The organism is Streptomyces sp. NPDC047017 (assembly GCF_040644175.1).
In the GTDB taxonomy this organism is placed as follows: Bacteria; Actinomycetota; Actinomycetes; order Streptomycetales; family Streptomycetaceae; genus Streptomyces.
This window is the reverse complement of record NZ_JBEYVW010000006.1, coordinates 162,939-179,612: the sequence shown is the minus strand read 5'-3', so window position 1 is coordinate 179,612 and position 16,674 is coordinate 162,939. Positions and strand designations below refer to the sequence as shown.

The following is a 16,674-nucleotide window of genomic DNA, read 5'->3' as shown; positions in this document are numbered from 1 at the left end:
TGGCGCTGAGTCCGGGCCTGATTCTCCGCACGGCGCCGAGTCCGGGCCGGATTGGCCCCGCCGCCAAGGAGCCCGCCCCGCTCTCCGGCCGCGCTCAGCTCACCGCACAGCACTGCCCGCCCACGTTCACCGCACGGCCTCGTGCCCGCGCCGCCGCGCCCCCGCCCAGCAGATCCCCACGGAGGCCGTCAGCGCGGCGAGGACCGTGTAACAGAGCGTGTAGGAGCCGGCGGTGGCGAGCGCCCCGGCCACGAACGAGCCGAGCCCGGTCCCCGCGTCGAAGCCGACGTTCCAGGCGACGCTGACCGACGAGCGCGCCCCTTCGCCTGCGGTGGCGAAGGACTGCACCAGCGTCAGGTTCTGCAGACCGCCGTAGGCGACGCCCACCACGAGCAGGCCGGCCACGACCAGGAACGGCCCGGCCGCGCCGGTTCCGCTCGCCGCGCCCGCGGCGACGGCGGCGAGCCCGGCGGCGCCGACGCCCAGCAGCGGGGCGATCGCCGGTGCGGCGCCCCTGCGGTCGGCGACCTCGCCGAACCGCCAGCGGGACAGGGCGGCGGTCGCGGTGAACGCCAGGAGCGCGAGGTAGACGGCGGCCGGGTCGGACAGCAGGCGCGGGGTGAAGGTGAGGATGGCGCCCCCGGCCGCGGTGATGGCGAGCAGCGCCGCGATCGGGGCGGGCAGCACCCGGCGCAGCCTGCCCGCGTCGCCCCGGCGGCGGGCCGGAGCCGCCGGGGCCTCACCGGCACGGTGCAGGGCGTGCGCCACCCGCGGGGCCAGCGGGAGCGCGAGCAGCGGAACGGCCGCGCAGACGAACACCGGGGTGAATCCGGCGCGTTCGGCCAGCCAGGGCGCGAACGGGATGAGCAGGCACTGCGGGACGGCGACGGCGAGTCCGTAGGCGCCGACCGCGCGGCCGCGGCGCTCCGGCCCGACGAGCGCGGCCACCGCGGTGGCGCCGCACACGGTGATGATCCCGAAGCCGAGCCCGCGTACCGCCGCGAGGGCCGCGATCGCCGCCACCCGGTCGGTGAGCAGGTGCCCGAGGGCGGGCAGGCCGAGCAGGCAGGACCCGAGGACGAGCGCCCGCTGCCGGCCGAGGCGCCCGAGGACCCGCCCCATCAGCAACTGCGCGATCACCGTGAACAGCATCAGCACGGTGTTGACCAGGCCCGCGCCCAGCTCGTCCGTGCCGCCGTCGAGCGCCCACAGCGGGGCGACCGGCAGCAGCAGGGACAGGCCGGCGAAGCCCAGCGCGGTCGAGGCGAGCAGAGGACGCATCCCCGGCGCCCACCACACCGGGGCGTGCTCCGCGTCCCGGCGGACGGCACCGTGATCGTGTCGCTTCAGCATCCGGTAGATGGTATGCCATTTGGTGTGGACGGGTGCCCGGCAGTGGTGCACCTGCCGGTGACCGGTCGTGCGCGGCCGTCCTCGATCGGGCGGGTTCGGGCGCCTCGAAATGGGATGCCATTTTTCCCTCCCACCCCTTGACGGTGTCGATCGGCGAAAACTACGTTCCCGTTTCAACGGAAGGCGACTTCCGTTTTGTGGAACTCTCCCCGTCCCCCGCATCCTCGTCCCAGGAGCCCGCATGACCGCCCTGGAAGACCGCCGCTCCTCCGCCGGGACCACCGCCGACCCGGCCACCAGCCCCGCGCTGTACACGTACGACCTCGCCCCGGTGAAGCGGGAGGGGCGCCGCTGGGGCGCCTACAACGTCTTCACACTCTGGGCCAATGACGTGCACAGTCTCGGCAACTACGCGTTCGCCATCGGCCTGTTCGCCCTCGGGCTGAACGTGTGGGGCATCCTGGCGGCGTTCGCGCTCGCCTCGGTCCTGCTCTTCGGCCTGCTGACCCTGTCCGGGTTCATGGGGCACAAGACCGGCGTGCCCTTCCCGGTCATGAGCCGGATCGCGTTCGGCATCAGGGGCGCGAAGATCCCGGCCACCGTCCGGGGCGCCGTCGCCATCACCTGGTTCGGTATCCAGACCTATCTCGCCTCCGCCGTGCTCAGCACCCTGCTGGTCGCGATGTTCCCCTCCCTCGACCGTCTGGACCACAACTCCGTGCTCGGCCAGTCGACGCTCGGCTGGTTCACCTTCCTGGCCCTGTGGGCCCTGCAAGTGCTCATCGTGAGCTACGGGATGCAGATGATCCGCCGGTACATGGCCTTCGCGGCGCCCACCACCCTGATCACCATGTGCGCCCTCGCCGTCTGGATGTTCGTCCGGGCCGGCGGCTCGGTCTCGCTGTCCGACGGCGCGCCGCTCACCGGCGGCGCGATGTGGCTCAAGGTCTTCCAGGCCGCCGCGCTGTGGGTGGTGATCTACGGGACGTTCGTGCTCAACTTCTGCGACTTCACCCGCTCCGCCAAGAGCCGCGGCTCCATCGTGCGCGGCAACGTCATCGGCATCCCGCTGAACATGCTCTTCTTCGCCGGTATCGTCGCGGTCCTCAGCGGAGCCCAGTTCAAGCTGGACGGCCGTGTCATCACCGGCCCGACGGACATCGTCCGCACCATCCCGTCCATGGCGCTGCTGGCCGTCGCCTCGCTCGCCCTCATCGCCCTGACGGTGGCGGTGAACCTGCTGGCCAACTTCGTGGCGCCGATCTACGCGCTGGTCAACCTCTTCCCGCGGCGGCTCGACTTCCGCAGGGCCGGCCTGGTCAGCGCGGTCATCGGCCTGGTGATCACGCCCTGGAACCTCTACAACAGCCCGGTCGTCGTCACCTACTTCCTCGGCGGACTCGGCGCCCTCCTCGGCCCGCTGTTCGGCGTGATCATGGCCGACTACTGGCTGCTGCGCCGCTCCCGGGTGAACGTCCCGCACCTCTACACCGAGGCCGCGGACGGCGCGTACCACTACCGCCGCGGCTACAACCCGCGCGCCGTCGCCGCCTTCCTGCCCAGCGCCGCGATCGCCGTCACCGTCGCCCTGGTGCCCTTCTTCCATGTCGCCGCCGGGTTCTCCTGGTTCATCGGCGCCCTGCTGGCCGCCGCCGTCCACACCCTCGTGGCCGACCGGACGACGCCCCTGGCCGACGTGGACGGCGAGGCCATCGCCGTGGCCGCGGAATAGCCCACCGAGCGGCCAGAGCAGCCAGAGCGGCCAGAGCGGCCAGAGCGGCCAGAGCGGCCAGAGCGGCCCGAGCGGCCCGAGCAACCCGAGCAGAAAGACCCGGAAAAGACCCCCATGCGCATCCTCGTGGTCAACGTCAACACCACGCAGTCCATCACCGACGCCATCGGCAAGCAGGCGGCCGGCGCCGCGTCCCCGGGCACCGAGATCGTCCCGCTGACCCCCCGCTTCGGCGCGGAGTCCGTCGAGGGCAACTACGAGAGCTACCTCGCCGCCGTCGCCGTGATGGAGGCCGTCCGCGCCCACCCCGGCCCGTTCGACGCGGTGATCCAGGCCGGCTACGGCGAACACGGCCGCGAAGGACTCCAGGAACTGCTCGACGTACCCGTAGTGGACATCACCGAGGCCGCCGCGAGCACCGCCCGCTTCCTCGGCCGCCGCTACTCCGTGGTCACCACCCTCGACCGCACGGTCCCGCTCATCGAGGAACGCTTGGAGGCGGCCGGACTGTACGCCCGCTGCGCCTCCGTACGGGCCAGCGGACTCGCCGTGCTGGAGCTGGAACAGGACGAACGGGCCGCCGTGGACGCCATCACCGAGCAGGCCGTGCGCGCGGTACGGGAGGACCGGGCGGAGGTGATCTGCCTGGGCTGCGGAGGCATGGCCGGCCTCGCCGGACGCGTCGTGGCCCGCACCGGCGTGCCCGTCGTCGACGGGGTGAGCGCCGCCGTGACGATCGCCGAGTCCCTGGTCCGCCTCGGCCTGACCACGTCGAAGGTGCGGACGTACGCGCCGCCGCGCCCCAAGCGGATCGTCAACTGGCCCCCGCGGACCGGCTGACCCGCCGCCCCCGCTCCCTCCCCGGGCCCGCCCCGCGTCCTGCGCTCGGCGCCCCACGGCCCGCCGCCGGGGCGCGGGGTATTCTGACGGGCCGTTCCGCGGGCCGCCGCCCGCCCCGCACGGACGCACGGGCGGCATGCCGCGGGGCCGCAGCGCGAGAAGGCGGGCCGCGACGAGAGAAGAAGGACGGCGATGACTGCGTCAGAGGGCTTCATGCCCGAGTCGGAGCGGGTGACGCGGCAGTTGCGCGACGAGATCGTCGACGGGGTGCGCGGGCCGGGCAGCCGCCTGGTGGAACGGGAACTGGCCGAGGCGCTCGGCGTCAGCCGGCTCCCCGTCCGCGAGGCCCTCAAGACCCTGGTGTCCGAGGGCCTGGTGACCCCGCGGCCGCGCAGCTGGGCGGTGGTCCGGGAGTTCACCGCCAGCGACGTCGCCGACCTCGACGAGGTCCGCGCCGCCCTGGAGACCCTGGCCTTCCGGCTCGCCGCGCAGCGGCACACCCGTGCCGGGCTGGAGAAGCTGCGCACCGCCCTCGACACCGAGCTGGAGGCGGCCCGCGCCGGCGACGCGGTACGGGCCCGCCGGGCGGCCGCCGACTTCCACCAGACCGTCACCTCCCTGGCCGCGAACGAGCTGCTGAACGAACTCGAACGCCCGCTGCGCAGCCGGCTGCGGTGGCTCATGGGACAGCATGACGACCTGCTGGGCGTGGCGCTGGAACACGAGGGCCTCTATCAGGCCATCGCCGCCCGTGACGTCCAGCGCGTCGAGGCCCTCGTCCTGCACCACCAGGCCACGAGCCGCGACGCGGTCCTCGGCCACCGCGGCCAGGACGGATCATGACCTGACCTGACCTGACCTGACCTGACCTGACCTGACCTGACCTGACCTGACCTGACCTGACCCGAGCCGAGCCGAGCCGGTCCGCCGGCCGCGGCGCCCGCTCCTCACCGCTCGGCCGCGCGCAGCACGCCCGCGATCCCCTCGAAGCCGCGCCGCTCGGCGTGCGCGCGGGCGGTGACGCCGTCCGCGTCCGGCAGCAGCGGGTCGGCGCCCGCGGCGAGCAGCACCTCCACCACCGCCTGGTGGGTACCGCCGCCGTCGCCGAGGATCACCGCCTCCAGCAGCGCCGTCCAGCCCAGCCGGTTGACGTGGTTCACGTCGATGCCGGTCTCCGCCAGCACGGCCCGTACGTACGCGACATGGCCGCGCTCGCTCGCCGGGATCACCGAGACCCCGCCGAACCGGTTGGTCAGCGTCACGTCCGGGCCGCCGGGCAGCAGCGCGCGCATCATCGCCACGCTGCCGGTCACGCCGGTGGCCAGCCAGGGGCTGTCCTGCCGGTCGTCCCGCGCGTTCACGTCCGCGCCCGCCGCCACGAGCACGCGGGCGACGGCCACATGGTCGGCGAGGGCGGCGCGCAGCAGGGGCGTACGGCCGTCCGCGTCGCGCGTCCCGGGGTCCGCGCCCCGGGCCAGCGCCGCGCGCACGGCGTCGGCGTCACCGCGCCCGGCGGCGTCCAGCAGGGCCAGTTGGGCCGCGGACAGTGCTTTCCTGGTCACGACGTGACTCCTCCACAGGGTGACGACGGGCGTCAGGACCGTACGCCGGTAGGCAGACCGGCGGTGGCGTACGGTCCCGCCGGGACCCGGTTCAGCGGCCGTCGCCGAGCGCCGCGACTCCGGCCCGGGCGTACTTCTCGTCCTGGTCGCCGGAGGGGGCGCCCGCGACGCCGACGCCCGCGATCGGCGTGCTGCCCTGGTCGACCGGGGCGCCGCCCGCCAGGAACAGCGTGCCCGGGATGTCCTTCAGCGTCGGGGCCGCGCCCAGGCGCTCCACCAGCTCGGAGGTGGGCGCGTTCCAGGAGACGGCGGTGTACGCCTTCCTGACCGCGGACTCGTAGGACTGCGGGCCGGCGCCGTCGCCGCGCAGGGTGACGATGGTGTTGCCGTCGCGGTCCACCACCGCGACGCTGACCCGCCGGCCCTCCTTCTCGGCGGCCTTGAGCGCGGCCCGCGCGGCGTCGGTGGCGGCGGCGACCGTGAGGTGGCTGCTGGTGGTCGTGGCCCTGCCCTGCACCGAGGCCACGGCCGCGGCCGGCGCGGCGGCGGGGGTCTCGGCGGAGGCGGAGACCGCGCCGGCCACTCCGGCGCCGACCGCCGCCAGGGCCGCCCCGGAGGTGACGATCCTGGCGCGGGTGGAGAACTTCCTGGCCTTGTGCTGCATCGCGGGCGACTCCCTGTCGTGTCACGTCGTACGGCGCGCCTTCCGCGCCCTGCCTCCAGCCTCGCCGCGGAATCCCGGCGGGCCGTCGGCGGTCCGGCTGCGCCCGGCGAGCGGGACGGCCGACCTCCGGGTCAGCCGTTCGGATGAGCCGGGGCGGGCGATTCCCTGCCAGGGGGACTTTCGCCCTGGGACATGGACAGGGGAGAGGAAGCGCGCCCCCGCCCCGCCGGCCGGCCGGGCGGTCAGCCGGTAGGGCAGATGTCCTCCGCGCGGGCCGTCGCCCAGGTGGCGCCCACGGCGCGGACGCTGAGGTGCCGGGGGTCCGGCGTGCCGCCGGTCTCGGTACCGTCGGGCTGGGCGCCGCCGGGCAGGGCGCCGGTGGCCCCGGCCACGGGCGGGGACAGGCGGCGGGCCCGCGCGACCGTGCAGGTGAGCTGCTCCATCGCGCGGGTGCCCAGCCGGGCGACCCCCGCCGGGAAGCGGACGGTGACGGTGTCGCCCCGCGTCGTGACGGCGACCTGGCCGGGCACGGCGGGCAGCTCCGTGGCCAGGGTCCTGGCCTCGGCCCGGTTCGGCCCGGCGAGCAGCAGCCGCACCGCCTGCGCGACCGGGTCCCCGTCACCGGCGGGGGTGCGGGGCACCGCGCGCAGGGTGTCGCCGGCCACGAAGTAGACCACGGTCCCCGCCGGGACGCCGACCGCCGGCGCGCCCGCGTCGATCACCCCGGACGTGGGCACCCCGCAGCCCGCCGCCGAGAGGAGCACTCCGGCGAGCCCCGCCGCCACGGCCACCGGCCGACCGGTTCTCACGCGCCGCCCCCTTCGCCTCGTACCCTGTCCGCCGCTTCGCCTCGTACCGTGTCCGGCGCGTCTCCGCGTACCGTGTCCGCCCCCGAGTGCTGCCGCAGCGGCAGTTCCACGGTGAACAGCGCGCCGCCGCCGGGCCGGTTGGCCGCCCGTACGCGGCCGCCGTGCAGCCGGACGTTCTCGGCGGTGATCGCCAGCCCGAGGCCGCTGCTCTCGCTGCGGGTCCGCGCCCGGCTCGCCTTGTAGAAACGCTCGAAGACGTGCGGCAGGTCCGCCTCTGGGATGCCGGGCCCCTCGTCGGTCACGGTGAGGGTGAACCAGCCGTCCGCGCCCGCCCCGGACCCCGCTCGCCCGGCGCCGCCGGCCGTCAGCCGCAGCGTCACCGGCGGCGCCCCGTGCCGCAGCGCGTTGCCGACCAGATTGGCCACCACCACGTCCAGCCGGCGCGGATCGACCCGGGCCCGCAGCGCGCCGGCCGCCGGCAGCTCGGCCGTCACCCGGTCCCGCCAGCCCCGGGCGGCCAGGGTGCGCCGCACCGACTCGGCCAGGTCGATCTCGTCGACGCCCAGCTCGACGGCGCCCGCGTCGAAACGGGAGATCTCCATGAGGTCGTCGACCAGCCGCGCCAGCCGTGCCGTCTCCCCGCTGACCAGCCGTACCGCCTCGCCGGTGACCCGGTCCAGGCGGGTCGCCCGCTCGTCGAGCACATCGGTGACCGCGGTCATCGCGGCCAGCGGGGTGCGCAGTTCGTGCGAGACGTCCGCGGCGAAACGGCGGGCCCGCGCCTCCATGCGGCGCAGCTCCGCCACCGACTCCTCCAGCGCGGCGGCGGTGTCGTTGAACGTCCGCGACAGCTCGGCCAGTTCGTCGGAGCCGTGCACGGTCAGCCGGGTGTCCAGATGACCCGCGGCCATCCGCCGGGTGGCCCGTCCCAGCGCCCGTACGGGGCGCAGCACACCGCGCGCGACCAGCAGCGCGACGACGACGGCGAGGCCGAGCGCGGGCAGGGTGGCGCGTTCGATGGCGGTGATCAGGGCCCGTACGTAGAGCTGTTCGGTCTCCTGCGGGACCACCAGATAGAGCACCAGGCCGGACGGGGTCGCCGAGGCGGCGTAGGCGACGGGCAGCCCGACGACGAGGAACGCCTGGCCGTCGCGGCGCACGCGCTGGAAGACGGCGGCGGAACGGGTCCGCACGGACCGCACCAGCTCGGGGCTGAGCGCGTCGAAACTGTCCCGCGGCCCGTACACGGCCCGCAGGGAGCCGTACGTGGCCAGGAAGCGCCACTGCTGCGAGCGGTGGGTGTAGGCGAGGTCGGCCACCATGTGGTCCAGGTCCGACCGGCCGGGCCGGTCGGGGAACCCGGGGGCCCGGGCGTCGACGCTGTCCCGGAACTGCTTGACCACCGCGTCCTGGCTTTGCTGGAGCACACCGGTGCGCGCCTCGCGGAAGGTCAGCACGCCGGTGCTCAGGCAGCTGACCGCGGCGACCACCGCGAAACCGGCCACCAGGCGCAGCCGCAGCCCGCCGAGCAGGGCGGTGCGCGCCTTCTCCGGTCCCTCCCTCACGGCTCGCCCGTCCACGGCCTGCCCGTCCCCCGGTTCACGGCGCCCGGAAGCAGTAGCCGAAGCCGCGCACGGTGTGCACGTACCGGGGCGCGCCGCCCAGTTCGCCGAGTTTGCCGCGCAGCCGCTTCACGCAGGCGTCCACCAGCCGGATGTCCCCGTGGTAGCTGTGCTCCCAGACCGCCTCCAGGAGCTGCTGGCGGCTGAGGACCTGCCCGGGGGAGGCGGACAGCGCGAGCAGCAGCCGCAGTTCGGAGGGGGCGAGGTCGACGGGCTCCCCGCGGTGCGTGACCCGCAGGCCCGCCCGGTCGATGCCCAGCTCGCCGTGCGCCTCGGCCCGGGGCCGGGCGGTGCCGGAGGCGGACGCGTCCAGCCGGCGCAGCAGGGCGCGGATCCGGGCGTCCAGGACCCGGGCCTGGACGGGCTTGACGACGTAGTCGTCGGCTCCCGCCTCCAGGCCGACGATCATGTCCACGCTGTCGCCCTTGGCGGTCATCATGATGATCCCGACCTGCTCGCGCTCCCTGATCCGCCGGCACACGTCGAGGCCGGGCAGCCCCGGCAGCATCAGGTCCAGGACCACCACGTCCGGGCGGAAGGGGCCGAGCTGCTCCAGGCCCTCCTCGCCGGTGGCGGCGGCGCAGACGTCGTGCCCCTGGTGGCGCAGGGCGAGTCCGACGCCCTGGCGCACGGCGGCGTCGTCTTCGATGAGCAGGATCCGGGGCATCGGCCCAGTATGTGCGGGTCGCGGCGGGCGCCGGTCCACGGGGGCCCGCCCTCGGGGGAACTGTTACGGAAGGATCATATGAGCGCGCCGTGTCCACGCCCCGGAGGTCACCGTTATGGTTCCGTGACCATGCGGTCCAGGGGGCATCACACGCGCTCCCCAGCCTGGTCGCCATGCCAGGAACCACACCGCCCGCCGCGTCACGGCGCACCATCGCCACCCGCCGACGCCGCGCCCGCCGCCGACGCCGGATCTACTTCCTGTGCGCGCTGGCGGCGGCCGGATCGCTCGGCGCGGCGGCGCTGCTGACGGGTGCGGGGCGGCAGCCGGACGGGGGCGGTACGACCGCCTCCGGGGGAAGGAGCCCGGCGGCGACCCGGGGCAGCGGGCACACCGAGTCGGCGGACGTCACCCGGCGCGCGGACGGCGGTTCCCCCACACCGTCGCCGGGGCGGTCCGGGAAGGGCAAGGGCCTGCCGACGTCCTCCCCGAAGCCCGGGAACGGGGTCTTCCACATCGCGCAGGCGTCCGGCCGTGTGGCCGGCTCCGGGACCGTACGCCGCTACGAGGTCCAGGTCGAGGAGGGCACGGGCGTCTCGCCCGACGCCGCGGCCCAGGAGATCGCCGGCATCCTCGCCGACCCGCGGAGCTGGACCGCCGACGGGCACGACGCCTTCCAGCTCGTCTCCCAGGGGCCGGTGGACTTCGTGGTGAAGATCGCCACGCCGGGGACCGTGGACCGGCTCTGCGGCGCCGCCGGACTGCACACCCACGGCGAGGTCAACTGCGACGTCGGCGAGCAGGTGCTCGTCAACCTCAAGCGCTGGAACCTGGGTTCACCGCAGTTCCCCGGGCCCATCCACGAGTACCGCGCGCTGATCGTCAACCACGAGGTCGGCCACCGCATCGGCCACGGCCACGAGACGTGCCCCGGCCCCGGGCGGCCCGCACCGGCGATGATGCAGCAGATAGACGGCCTGCACGGATGCGTGCCCAACGCCTGGCCCTACGACGCCAAGGGGCACTACCTCAGCGGCCCGCCCGTACCGTGAACCGCCGGGCCCCGGCCCGCAGCCCCCTGTTCGGCCGCACCCGGGTCCTGACTCACCGCGTCGCCCGGCCCGCCCGCCGCGGCGACCACCGGTTCCGTACGCCGCGTGAGGCGGCGTACGTCCGGTACGCACAGCACGGCCAGCGTCAGCGCCAGCACCACGGCCGAGCACCCCCACAGCGCGGCCGGACGGCCCACCGCGTCCTGCGCCGGACCGGCCAGCGCCGTCGCCACTGGCACCAGGGCCAGCGAGCCCAGCCAGTCGTACGACGACACCCGGGAGAACTTCTCCTCCGGTATCTCCTGGTGCAGCGCCGACATCCAGGCCACCGAGAACACCTCGACGCTCACCCCGGTCACCAGCATCACCGCCACCAGCACCGGCGTCGCCACCGGCACGGCCAGCGCCGCGGACGGCAGCGCCAGCGGCAGCACCCCGGCCATCCCGGCCAGCAGCAGCCGGCGGGGCGCCCAGCGGGTCATCAGCAGGCCGCCCAGGACGGTGCCCGCGCCGAACGCCGCCAGCGCGAGCCCCCACGGCTGCGGCCCGCCCAGCCGCTCCCGCGCGACCAGCGGCCCGTACACCGTCTCGGCCGCCGCGATCACCGCGTTCACCACGGAGAACTGCACCACGATCGCCCACAGCCAGCGCCGCCCGGCCACCTCCCGCCAGCCGTCCCGGAGATCCGCGAGGAGCCCGGCCCCGCCCGGCCGCACGGGCACGGCCCGTACGTCGAGGAAGGCGCGCAGCCCGGCCGCGACGGCGAACGCGCCCGCGTCGGCCGCCAGCACCCACCCCGGCCCGACCGCCGCCACCAGCGCCCCGCCCAGACCGGTGCCCAGGATGTTGGCGCCGTTCATCCCCATCCGGAACACGGCGAACGCGCGCCCCGAGGAACTGCCGGAGACCGAGGCCATCACCATGCCCTCGGCGGCCGGGGAGAAGAACGCCTGCCCGGTGCCGCCCAGCGCGGCCAGCAGCGCCATCTGCCACACCCGGGCGGTCCCGGTCAGCACCAGCACCGCGAACAGGCCCTGCGACAGGCAGTTCAGCGTGTTGGCCGCCACCATCACCCGGTGCCGGGGCAGCCGGTCCGCCAGCGCCCCGCCGATCAGCACGAAGACGACCAGCGGCACCGTCCGCGCCGCCGCGACCAGCCCCACGTCGGTCGCCGAACCCCCGGCGGCGAGCACCGCGAACGCCCCCGCGACGAGCGCGCCGGAGCTGCCGAGCCCGGAGACGACGGCGGCGCCGGTCAGCAGCAGATAGTTGCGCCCGGCCCAGGAGGGACGCGCGGGATACGCGGAATACGCGGGACGCGCAGGGCGGCGGGCGGAAGTCATCCCCGGATTATCCCCGCGCCGCCGGGCCGCCCCCGCCGCCGAAACGGTCCGGCCGCCAGGGCCGCCCGCCGCCCCGGACCGTGTCGGTGTTGGGCCGAACAGGTGACATGGCGTAAGAATTGGCTGGTGCAGGCGATGAGTGCGATTCAGGTCGGGGGGAGCCGGTGAACAGCCACGACGTCACCGATGAACAGTGGGAGGGGCTCGCCCAGGTCGTCCCGTTGCGGGGCCGCGACTCGTGGCCGTCCGCGGTCGACCACCGCGCGCTCCCGGAAGCGGCGACCGAACTGCGCCGCCGCTTCGTCGTCCTGAGAGTCAATGTGTTCGCGGACGCCCGCGACGTCGCCGAGACGATCATGGCGGGCGTGCCGGTGCTGTTGGACCTCACCGGTGCCGAGACCGAGGTCGCCAAGCGGGTCCTGGACTTCAGCACCGGCGTCGTCTTCGGCCTGGCCAGCGGGATGCACCGGGTGGACCGCAATGTGTTCCTCCTCACTCCGCCCGGCACCGAGGTGAGCGGACTGATGGAGAGCGCGGCCGTCCCCGGAGTGTGAGCCGGTGCCCGGTGCCCGGTGCCCGGTGCCCGGTGCCCGGCGGCCGGTGGCGCGCGTGACCCGCGACGGGTGACCCGCGACCGGTGAACCGGGGCCGTCCGTGCCGGTCGAGCGTCGCCGGCAGGCGCAGGGCGTCGGCGGGCAGAGGGCGTCGGCGGGCGGCGGCGACAGCGGGCCGTCATGCGGGTCGTCATGGAACGGGGGCCGCCGCGTCCCCCGTTCGGACGAAGGCGGCCCCGGCGGAACGGTTCGCCCTCCCGGTCGCGTCCTACGGTCCCGCCCATGACCGCGTTCCCGGCCCCCGCCCCGTCCAGCCCGCCCGGCCCCGACTCGCCCGACCTCGACTCGCCCGACTGGCCGCGCCCGTCCCGGCCGTGCATCACCGAGCTGCGGCTGTCCGCCTTCGCCGGGCACCGCCGCGCCCGGCTCCCGCTCGGGCCGCTCACCCTGCTGGCCGGGGCCAGCGGCTGCGGCAAGACCAGCGCGGTCCGGGCGTACGAGGCGCTCGCCCGGCTCGGCGGCGGCGCCACGCTGGGCGAGGTCTTCTCCGATCCCGCCGCCTGCGTGCCCGAACACGCCCGGCCCGACGCCCAGCGCCGCCGCGGCTTCCGGATCGGCTGCACGGCCGACGGACCCCAGGGCCCGGTCCGGCTGGACGTGGCGGTGCAGACCGAACCGGCGCTGCGGGTCATGGGGGAGCGGCTGACCGCGGGCGGCCTGGTCCTGCTGGAGACCGCCCTGCGCGAGCCGGGCCGCGGGACGGTCGAGGCGTCCTGGCCCGGGGCGACCCGGGCCACGGCCGGCGCCGCGCGGACCCCCCGGGCGACGCTGCCCGACGACCGGCTCGGCACCGCGCTGCTGCCGCTGCGGGTGGCCGGGACGACCGACGGGCAGCGGCAGGTCCTCGCCGCCGCCGAGCAGCTGGTGGTGGCCCTGCGGTCGGTGTTCGTGTGCGAACCGCGCCCCGCCCGGATGCGCGTGCCCGCACCCGCGGGCGCGGGCCGGCTGGTGCGTGGCTGCGACAACCTCGCCGCCGTACTGGAACGCACCCGCGCCGAGTGCGGGCGCCGGCACGGGCTGCTCGTGGAGGCGCTGCGCGCCGGATGCGCCGGGCCGGTGGCGGACGTGCTCGCCGAACCGGCCGGCCCGGGGCGGGTACGGGCGGTGCTGGACCGCGGGGACGGCACCCGCACCGGCTTCGAGCGGCTGGGCGACGGCGAACTGCGGTACGCGGCGCTCGCCCTGGTCCTGCTGACCGGTCCCGGCGTGCTGGAGGTCGACCCGGCGGGCGAGGTGCCCGCGGCCCTGCAGACCCTGACCGTCCTCGCCGACGGCTTCGACCTGGGACTGGACCCGGGGCAGCGCGACGCGTTGCTGCGGCTCGCGGCCCGCATGTGCGCACGCGGCCACATCCGGCTCGCCGGGGCGGTGCACGACGGCTCCTGGGCGGGCCGGGTACGCGCGGCGCGGGTGGTAGACCTGATGCCGTGAACGATTACCCCGAGCCCCACGAGACCGCCGCCCCCGGAGGAGAACCGCCGCCCGGCGCCCCCGACCTGGCCGCGCTGCAACGCCGGCTCGCCGAGTTCGCCGCAGCGCGCGCCTGGCAGCCGTACCACACGCCGAAGAATCTCGTCGCCGCCCTCAGCGTCGAGGCGTCCGAACTGGTCGAGATCTTCCAGTGGCTGACCCCCGAGGAGTCGGCCCGCGTGATGGCCGATCCGGAGACCGCCTTCCGGGTGACCGACGAGGTCGCGGACGTCCTCGCGTACCTGCTGCAGCTGTGCCAGGTGCTCGGCGTCGATCCGCTGGCGGCGCTGGCCGCGAAGATCGACCGGAACGAGCGGAGGTTCCCGGTCCCGGACGGGACGCGCAACCCGCCGTCACCAGAACGGAATTGACCAATCCGCTATTACTCTCCGGAGTCGTTCACCCGGTCGAAATCGATTTGTTGTCCGCAGATTTCCGCCTTGCTCTGGCTTTTTTGCTTCCGCGCCTTCACTCTGGGTAGTGAACAAGGTAGTTCGGGCTGACGTGCGAGGAGTACGTCGGGAGAGGACGGGGGCGGCGCATGGACGCGATGCGGCTCATCGTGGCGAGCAGGCGTGCCCTGGCGGGATGCGGCGAGGCCCCCGCCGTCCTGACGGAGGTGTGGCAGGCACAGGCCCTGGCGCAGGCGGTCGGCAGCCGCCTCGCCGTCAGCGGCCCGCCGGAACTGCGCGGCGAGGCACTGGGGCTGACCGAGCTGGCGGGCAGGGGGTGCGGAGTCCTGGACGCGCCGGACCTCGCCCCCGATGAGCTGCGCGCCGCCCAGCTGACCGAACTGACCGACGCGCGACGGACGTTGCTGTGCCTGGGCGGCCTGCTCGGCGAGGTCGGCATCGCCCTGGTCGGCATCGCCAGCGCGGCGGCCGACGAGCGGACGTACTGGCAGTGCGTGGAGGCGATCGACGCGGCCGACGAGTCCCGCGACCGGGTCCGCGAGATGCTGCGCAAACTGGCGGCCCGGGAGGCGACGATCCTGCCGGACCTGCCGGAACGCGAAGCGGGCTGAGCCGTCCGGCGGGGGCGGCCCGAGCCGTCCGGCGGATGCGGTGGTGAGGTCGCGCGGGCGGTGATGACGTACGCCGTCGGCCGCCGCCCGTGGGGTCGGCAGGGCCGTACGGCGCTCCGGCGTGCAGGATGGAGGCATGGATCTGCGTATCTTCACCGAGCCCCAGCAGGGCGCCTCCTACGACACCCTGCTCACCGTCGCCAAGGCCACCGAGGACCTCGGCTTCGACGCCTTCTTCCGCAGCGACCACTACCTCCGGATGGGTGGCGGTGACGGCCTGCCCGGCCCCACCGACGCCTGGATCACCCTCGCCGGACTCGCCCGCGAGACCCGCCGCATCCGCCTGGGCACGCTGATGACCGCCGGTACCTTCCGGCTGCCCGGCGTGCTCGCCGTCCAGGTCGCCCAGGTCGACCAGATGTCCGGCGGCCGGGTCGAGCTGGGCCTGGGCGCGGGCTGGTTCGAGGAGGAGCACAAGGCGTACGGCATCCCGTTCCCGAAGGAGAAGTTCGCCCGGCTGGAGGAGCAGCTGGCCGTCGTCACCGGCCTGTGGGCGACCGAGACCGGCCAGACCTTCGACTTCCGCGGCGCGCACTACCAGCTCACCGACTCGCCCGCGCTGCCCAAGCCCGCGCAGGCGAAGATCCCGGTCCTCATCGGCGGGCACGGCGCGACCCGCACCCCGCGCCTCGCCGCCCGGTACGCCGACGAGTTCAACATGCCCTTCGCCTCGGTCGAGGACAGCGCCCGGCAGTTCGACCGGGTCCGGGCCGCCGCCGAGGAGGCCGACCGCGCCGCCGGTGACCTCACCTACTCCAACGCCCTGGTCGCCTGCGTCGGCCGCGACGAGGCCGAGATCGCCCGCCGCGCCGCCGCGATCGGCCGCGAACCCGACGAACTGCGGGCCAACGGCCTGGCGGGCACCCCGGCCGAGGTCGTCGACAAGATCGGCCGCTACGCCGAGATCGGCTCCCGGCGGATCTACCTGCAGATCCTCGACCTCTCCGACCTGGACCACCTGGAGCTGATCTCCAGCCAGGTCCAGTCACAGCTGGCGTAGCCGCCGCGCCGCCCGCCTCCGCCCCGGCCGCCTGTCTCCGCCCCGGCCGGTCGTCTCCGCCCCGGCCGGTCGGCGGCGGAGCCGGTCGGCCCGGCCGCCGCCCTGCTCCCCGCCGGAACGGCCCGGACGGCGCCCGCTCACTGCCAGGGCAGGCTCTCGCGCAGGCACACCACCGCACCGTCCAGTGCCGCCTGCCGCAGCGCCACCAGGGCGGCCAGCGGTGCCGTGAGCCGGGTGCCCGGGAGTTCCGCCGGGTCGAACCAGCCGAACCGGTCGTGCTCGGCACTGAGCCGGACGGCCGTCCGCGTGCCGTCCTGGAGCGTGCCGCCGTGGAAGAAGCAGTCGAGGACCGGCCCGGTGCCCAGGACGTCCACGCGATGGTCCACCCCGATCAGCGTCGGCAGCGGTCCCAGTTCGATGCCGGTCTCCTCGCGCGTCTCCCGCCGCGCCGCCGTCCACGGGTCCTCGCCGTGGTCCACCATCCCGCCCGGCAGCCACCAGCTCCCCGCGCCCGGCTGGCCGGGGCCGTAGCGCAGCAACAGCACACGGCCGTCGTCGTCCAGCACCACCACGCACGCCGCCACCAGCGCCTGCGGCTGCGTCTTCACCCACTGCTCACGGGGCATCCAGTCCACCACTCGCCGCCTCCCCTGCCGTTCACCCGGGGACCGGTCCCGTACCGGCCCCCCTGACAACGACGGTCCGCGCCGCCGGGACGCGGGCCGGGCCGCCGAAGGCGGGGAATACGGCAAATAAACGCGGGCGTTGCCGATGCGCTCTGTGCCAGGGTGGGGGCGTCGTCCTGCCGGGCCCCCGGGAACCGTCCCGGGGGCCCGTGCGTGTGCGGCACCGCAGTCGTCCG

17 protein-coding genes are annotated in these 16,674 nt (G+C 75.2%); 9 read left to right on the top strand and 8 right to left on the bottom strand.

From position 1 onward, the window contains the following. Positions 1–126: 126 nt before the first annotated feature. Positions 127–1,353: an MFS transporter gene (locus ABZ858_RS12640; RefSeq protein WP_361375656.1), complete on the bottom strand. Its 1,227-nt coding sequence runs from the start codon at positions 1,351–1,353 to the stop codon at positions 127–129. Between the two features lie 241 nt (positions 1,354–1,594). Between ABZ858_RS12640 and ABZ858_RS12635 the strand changes: the two genes are divergently transcribed. The 3 genes from ABZ858_RS12635 (at position 1,595) to ABZ858_RS12625 (ending at position 4,768) form a co-directional block, all read left to right on the top strand. Then, positions 1,595–3,085, top strand: a complete 1,491-nt coding sequence (locus ABZ858_RS12635) for an NCS1 family nucleobase:cation symporter-1 (RefSeq protein ID WP_361375653.1) — start codon at positions 1,595–1,597, stop codon at positions 3,083–3,085. 114 nt (positions 3,086–3,199) lie between these two features. Next, a complete protein-coding gene (locus ABZ858_RS12630) occupies positions 3,200–3,925 on the top strand; it encodes an aspartate/glutamate racemase family protein (protein ID WP_361375650.1) in 726 nt (241 codons plus the stop codon). A gap of 192 nt (positions 3,926–4,117) precedes the next feature. Continuing rightward, positions 4,118–4,768, top strand: coding sequence for a GntR family transcriptional regulator (locus tag ABZ858_RS12625; RefSeq protein WP_361375647.1), 651 nt, complete (start codon positions 4,118–4,120; stop codon positions 4,766–4,768). Positions 4,769–4,872: 104 nt separating this feature from the next. On the opposite strand, the gene ABZ858_RS12620 is transcribed toward ABZ858_RS12625, so the two are convergent. From ABZ858_RS12620 to ABZ858_RS12600, 5 genes are all read right to left on the bottom strand, one after another. Then, positions 4,873–5,487 carry an ankyrin repeat domain-containing protein gene (locus tag ABZ858_RS12620; protein ID WP_361375644.1) on the bottom strand — a complete coding sequence of 205 codons (615 nt, stop codon included), beginning with the start codon at positions 5,485–5,487 and terminating at the stop codon, positions 4,873–4,875. Positions 5,488–5,578: 91 nt separating this feature from the next. Beyond that, positions 5,579–6,151 (bottom strand): heme-binding protein, encoded by a 573-nt coding sequence (locus ABZ858_RS12615; RefSeq protein WP_361375641.1) that lies wholly within the window; start codon positions 6,149–6,151, stop codon positions 5,579–5,581. Positions 6,152–6,393: 242 nt separating this feature from the next. After that, a complete protein-coding gene (locus ABZ858_RS12610; RefSeq protein ID WP_361375638.1) occupies positions 6,394–6,960 on the bottom strand; it encodes a hypothetical protein in 567 nt (188 codons plus the stop codon). Next, positions 6,957–8,525, bottom strand: coding sequence for a HAMP domain-containing sensor histidine kinase (locus tag ABZ858_RS12605; protein ID WP_361375635.1), 1,569 nt, complete (start codon positions 8,523–8,525; stop codon positions 6,957–6,959). The genes ABZ858_RS12610 and ABZ858_RS12605 overlap by 4 nt, the downstream gene beginning before the upstream one ends. A gap of 34 nt (positions 8,526–8,559) precedes the next feature. Beyond that, on the bottom strand, positions 8,560–9,249 hold the full coding sequence (locus ABZ858_RS12600; protein ID WP_361375632.1) for a response regulator transcription factor: 690 nt from the start codon (positions 9,247–9,249) through the stop codon (positions 8,560–8,562). Between the two features lie 173 nt (positions 9,250–9,422). Here ABZ858_RS12600 and ABZ858_RS12595 point away from each other — a divergent pair, with 173 nt between their 5' ends. After that, positions 9,423–10,301 carry a DUF3152 domain-containing protein gene (locus tag ABZ858_RS12595; protein ID WP_361375630.1) on the top strand — a complete coding sequence of 293 codons (879 nt, stop codon included), beginning with the start codon at positions 9,423–9,425 and terminating at the stop codon, positions 10,299–10,301. Here the strand turns inward: ABZ858_RS12595 and ABZ858_RS12590 are convergent. After that, the gene (locus ABZ858_RS12590; RefSeq protein WP_361375627.1) at positions 10,274–11,644 is read right to left on the bottom strand and encodes an MFS transporter; all 1,371 of its coding nucleotides are present in this window, start codon (positions 11,642–11,644) and stop codon (positions 10,274–10,276) included. The two genes, ABZ858_RS12595 and ABZ858_RS12590, sit on opposite strands and share 28 nt — an antisense overlap. 164 nt (positions 11,645–11,808) lie before the next feature. Here ABZ858_RS12590 and ABZ858_RS12585 point away from each other — a divergent pair, with 164 nt between their 5' ends. The 5 genes from ABZ858_RS12585 (at position 11,809) to ABZ858_RS12565 (ending at position 15,812) form a co-directional block, all read left to right on the top strand. Continuing rightward, positions 11,809–12,198 (top strand): cell division protein SepF, encoded by a 390-nt coding sequence (locus tag ABZ858_RS12585; RefSeq protein WP_361375624.1) that lies wholly within the window; start codon positions 11,809–11,811, stop codon positions 12,196–12,198. Positions 12,199–12,480: 282 nt separating this feature from the next. Next, entirely contained in the window at positions 12,481–13,689 is a 1,209-nt protein-coding gene (locus tag ABZ858_RS12580; protein ID WP_361375622.1) for an ATP-binding protein, read from the top strand. Between the two features lie 65 nt (positions 13,690–13,754). Next, positions 13,755–14,099 carry a nucleotide pyrophosphohydrolase gene (locus ABZ858_RS12575; RefSeq protein ID WP_361376173.1) on the top strand — a complete coding sequence of 115 codons (345 nt, stop codon included), beginning with the start codon at positions 13,755–13,757 and terminating at the stop codon, positions 14,097–14,099. Between the two features lie 170 nt (positions 14,100–14,269). Then, complete coding sequence (locus tag ABZ858_RS12570) at positions 14,270–14,752, top strand: DUF6099 family protein (RefSeq protein ID WP_361375619.1); 483 nt, start codon at positions 14,270–14,272, stop codon at positions 14,750–14,752. A 136-nt stretch (positions 14,753–14,888) separates the two neighbouring features. Next, positions 14,889–15,812, top strand: a complete 924-nt coding sequence (locus ABZ858_RS12565; RefSeq protein WP_361375616.1) for an LLM class F420-dependent oxidoreductase — start codon at positions 14,889–14,891, stop codon at positions 15,810–15,812. 137 nt (positions 15,813–15,949) lie between these two features. Here the strand turns inward: ABZ858_RS12565 and ABZ858_RS12560 are convergent, their stop codons facing one another. Beyond that, positions 15,950–16,438 (bottom strand): NUDIX hydrolase, encoded by a 489-nt coding sequence (locus ABZ858_RS12560; RefSeq protein ID WP_361375613.1) that lies wholly within the window; start codon positions 16,436–16,438, stop codon positions 15,950–15,952. Positions 16,439–16,674: the final 236 nt, after the last annotated feature.

What these genes read in the sequence shown, in the direction of transcription:
- ABZ858_RS12640 (WP_361375656.1), bottom strand. Translation starts at nt 1,353, where the DNA reads ATGCTGAAGCGACACGATCACGGTGCCGTCCGCCGGGACGCGGAGCAC.
- ABZ858_RS12630 (WP_361375650.1), top strand. Translation starts at nt 3,200, where the DNA reads ATGCGCATCCTCGTGGTCAACGTCAACACCACGCAGTCCATCACCGAC.
- ABZ858_RS12600 (WP_361375632.1), bottom strand. Translation starts at nt 9,249, where the DNA reads ATGCCCCGGATCCTGCTCATCGAAGACGACGCCGCCGTGCGCCAGGGC.
- ABZ858_RS12595 (WP_361375630.1), top strand. Translation starts at nt 9,423, where the DNA reads ATGCCAGGAACCACACCGCCCGCCGCGTCACGGCGCACCATCGCCACC.
- ABZ858_RS12590 (WP_361375627.1), bottom strand. Translation starts at nt 11,644, where the DNA reads ATGACTTCCGCCCGCCGCCCTGCGCGTCCCGCGTATTCCGCGTATCCC.
- ABZ858_RS12570 (WP_361375619.1), top strand. Translation starts at nt 14,270, where the DNA reads ATGGACGCGATGCGGCTCATCGTGGCGAGCAGGCGTGCCCTGGCGGGA.
- ABZ858_RS12580 (WP_361375622.1), top strand. Translation starts at nt 12,481, where the DNA reads ATGACCGCGTTCCCGGCCCCCGCCCCGTCCAGCCCGCCCGGCCCCGAC.
- ABZ858_RS12565 (WP_361375616.1), top strand. Translation starts at nt 14,889, where the DNA reads ATGGATCTGCGTATCTTCACCGAGCCCCAGCAGGGCGCCTCCTACGAC.
- ABZ858_RS12615 (WP_361375641.1), bottom strand. Translation starts at nt 6,151, where the DNA reads ATGCAGCACAAGGCCAGGAAGTTCTCCACCCGCGCCAGGATCGTCACC.
- ABZ858_RS12560 (WP_361375613.1), bottom strand. Translation starts at nt 16,438, where the DNA reads ATGCCCCGTGAGCAGTGGGTGAAGACGCAGCCGCAGGCGCTGGTGGCG.
- ABZ858_RS12625 (WP_361375647.1), top strand. Translation starts at nt 4,118, where the DNA reads ATGACTGCGTCAGAGGGCTTCATGCCCGAGTCGGAGCGGGTGACGCGG.
- ABZ858_RS12635 (WP_361375653.1), top strand. Translation starts at nt 1,595, where the DNA reads ATGACCGCCCTGGAAGACCGCCGCTCCTCCGCCGGGACCACCGCCGAC.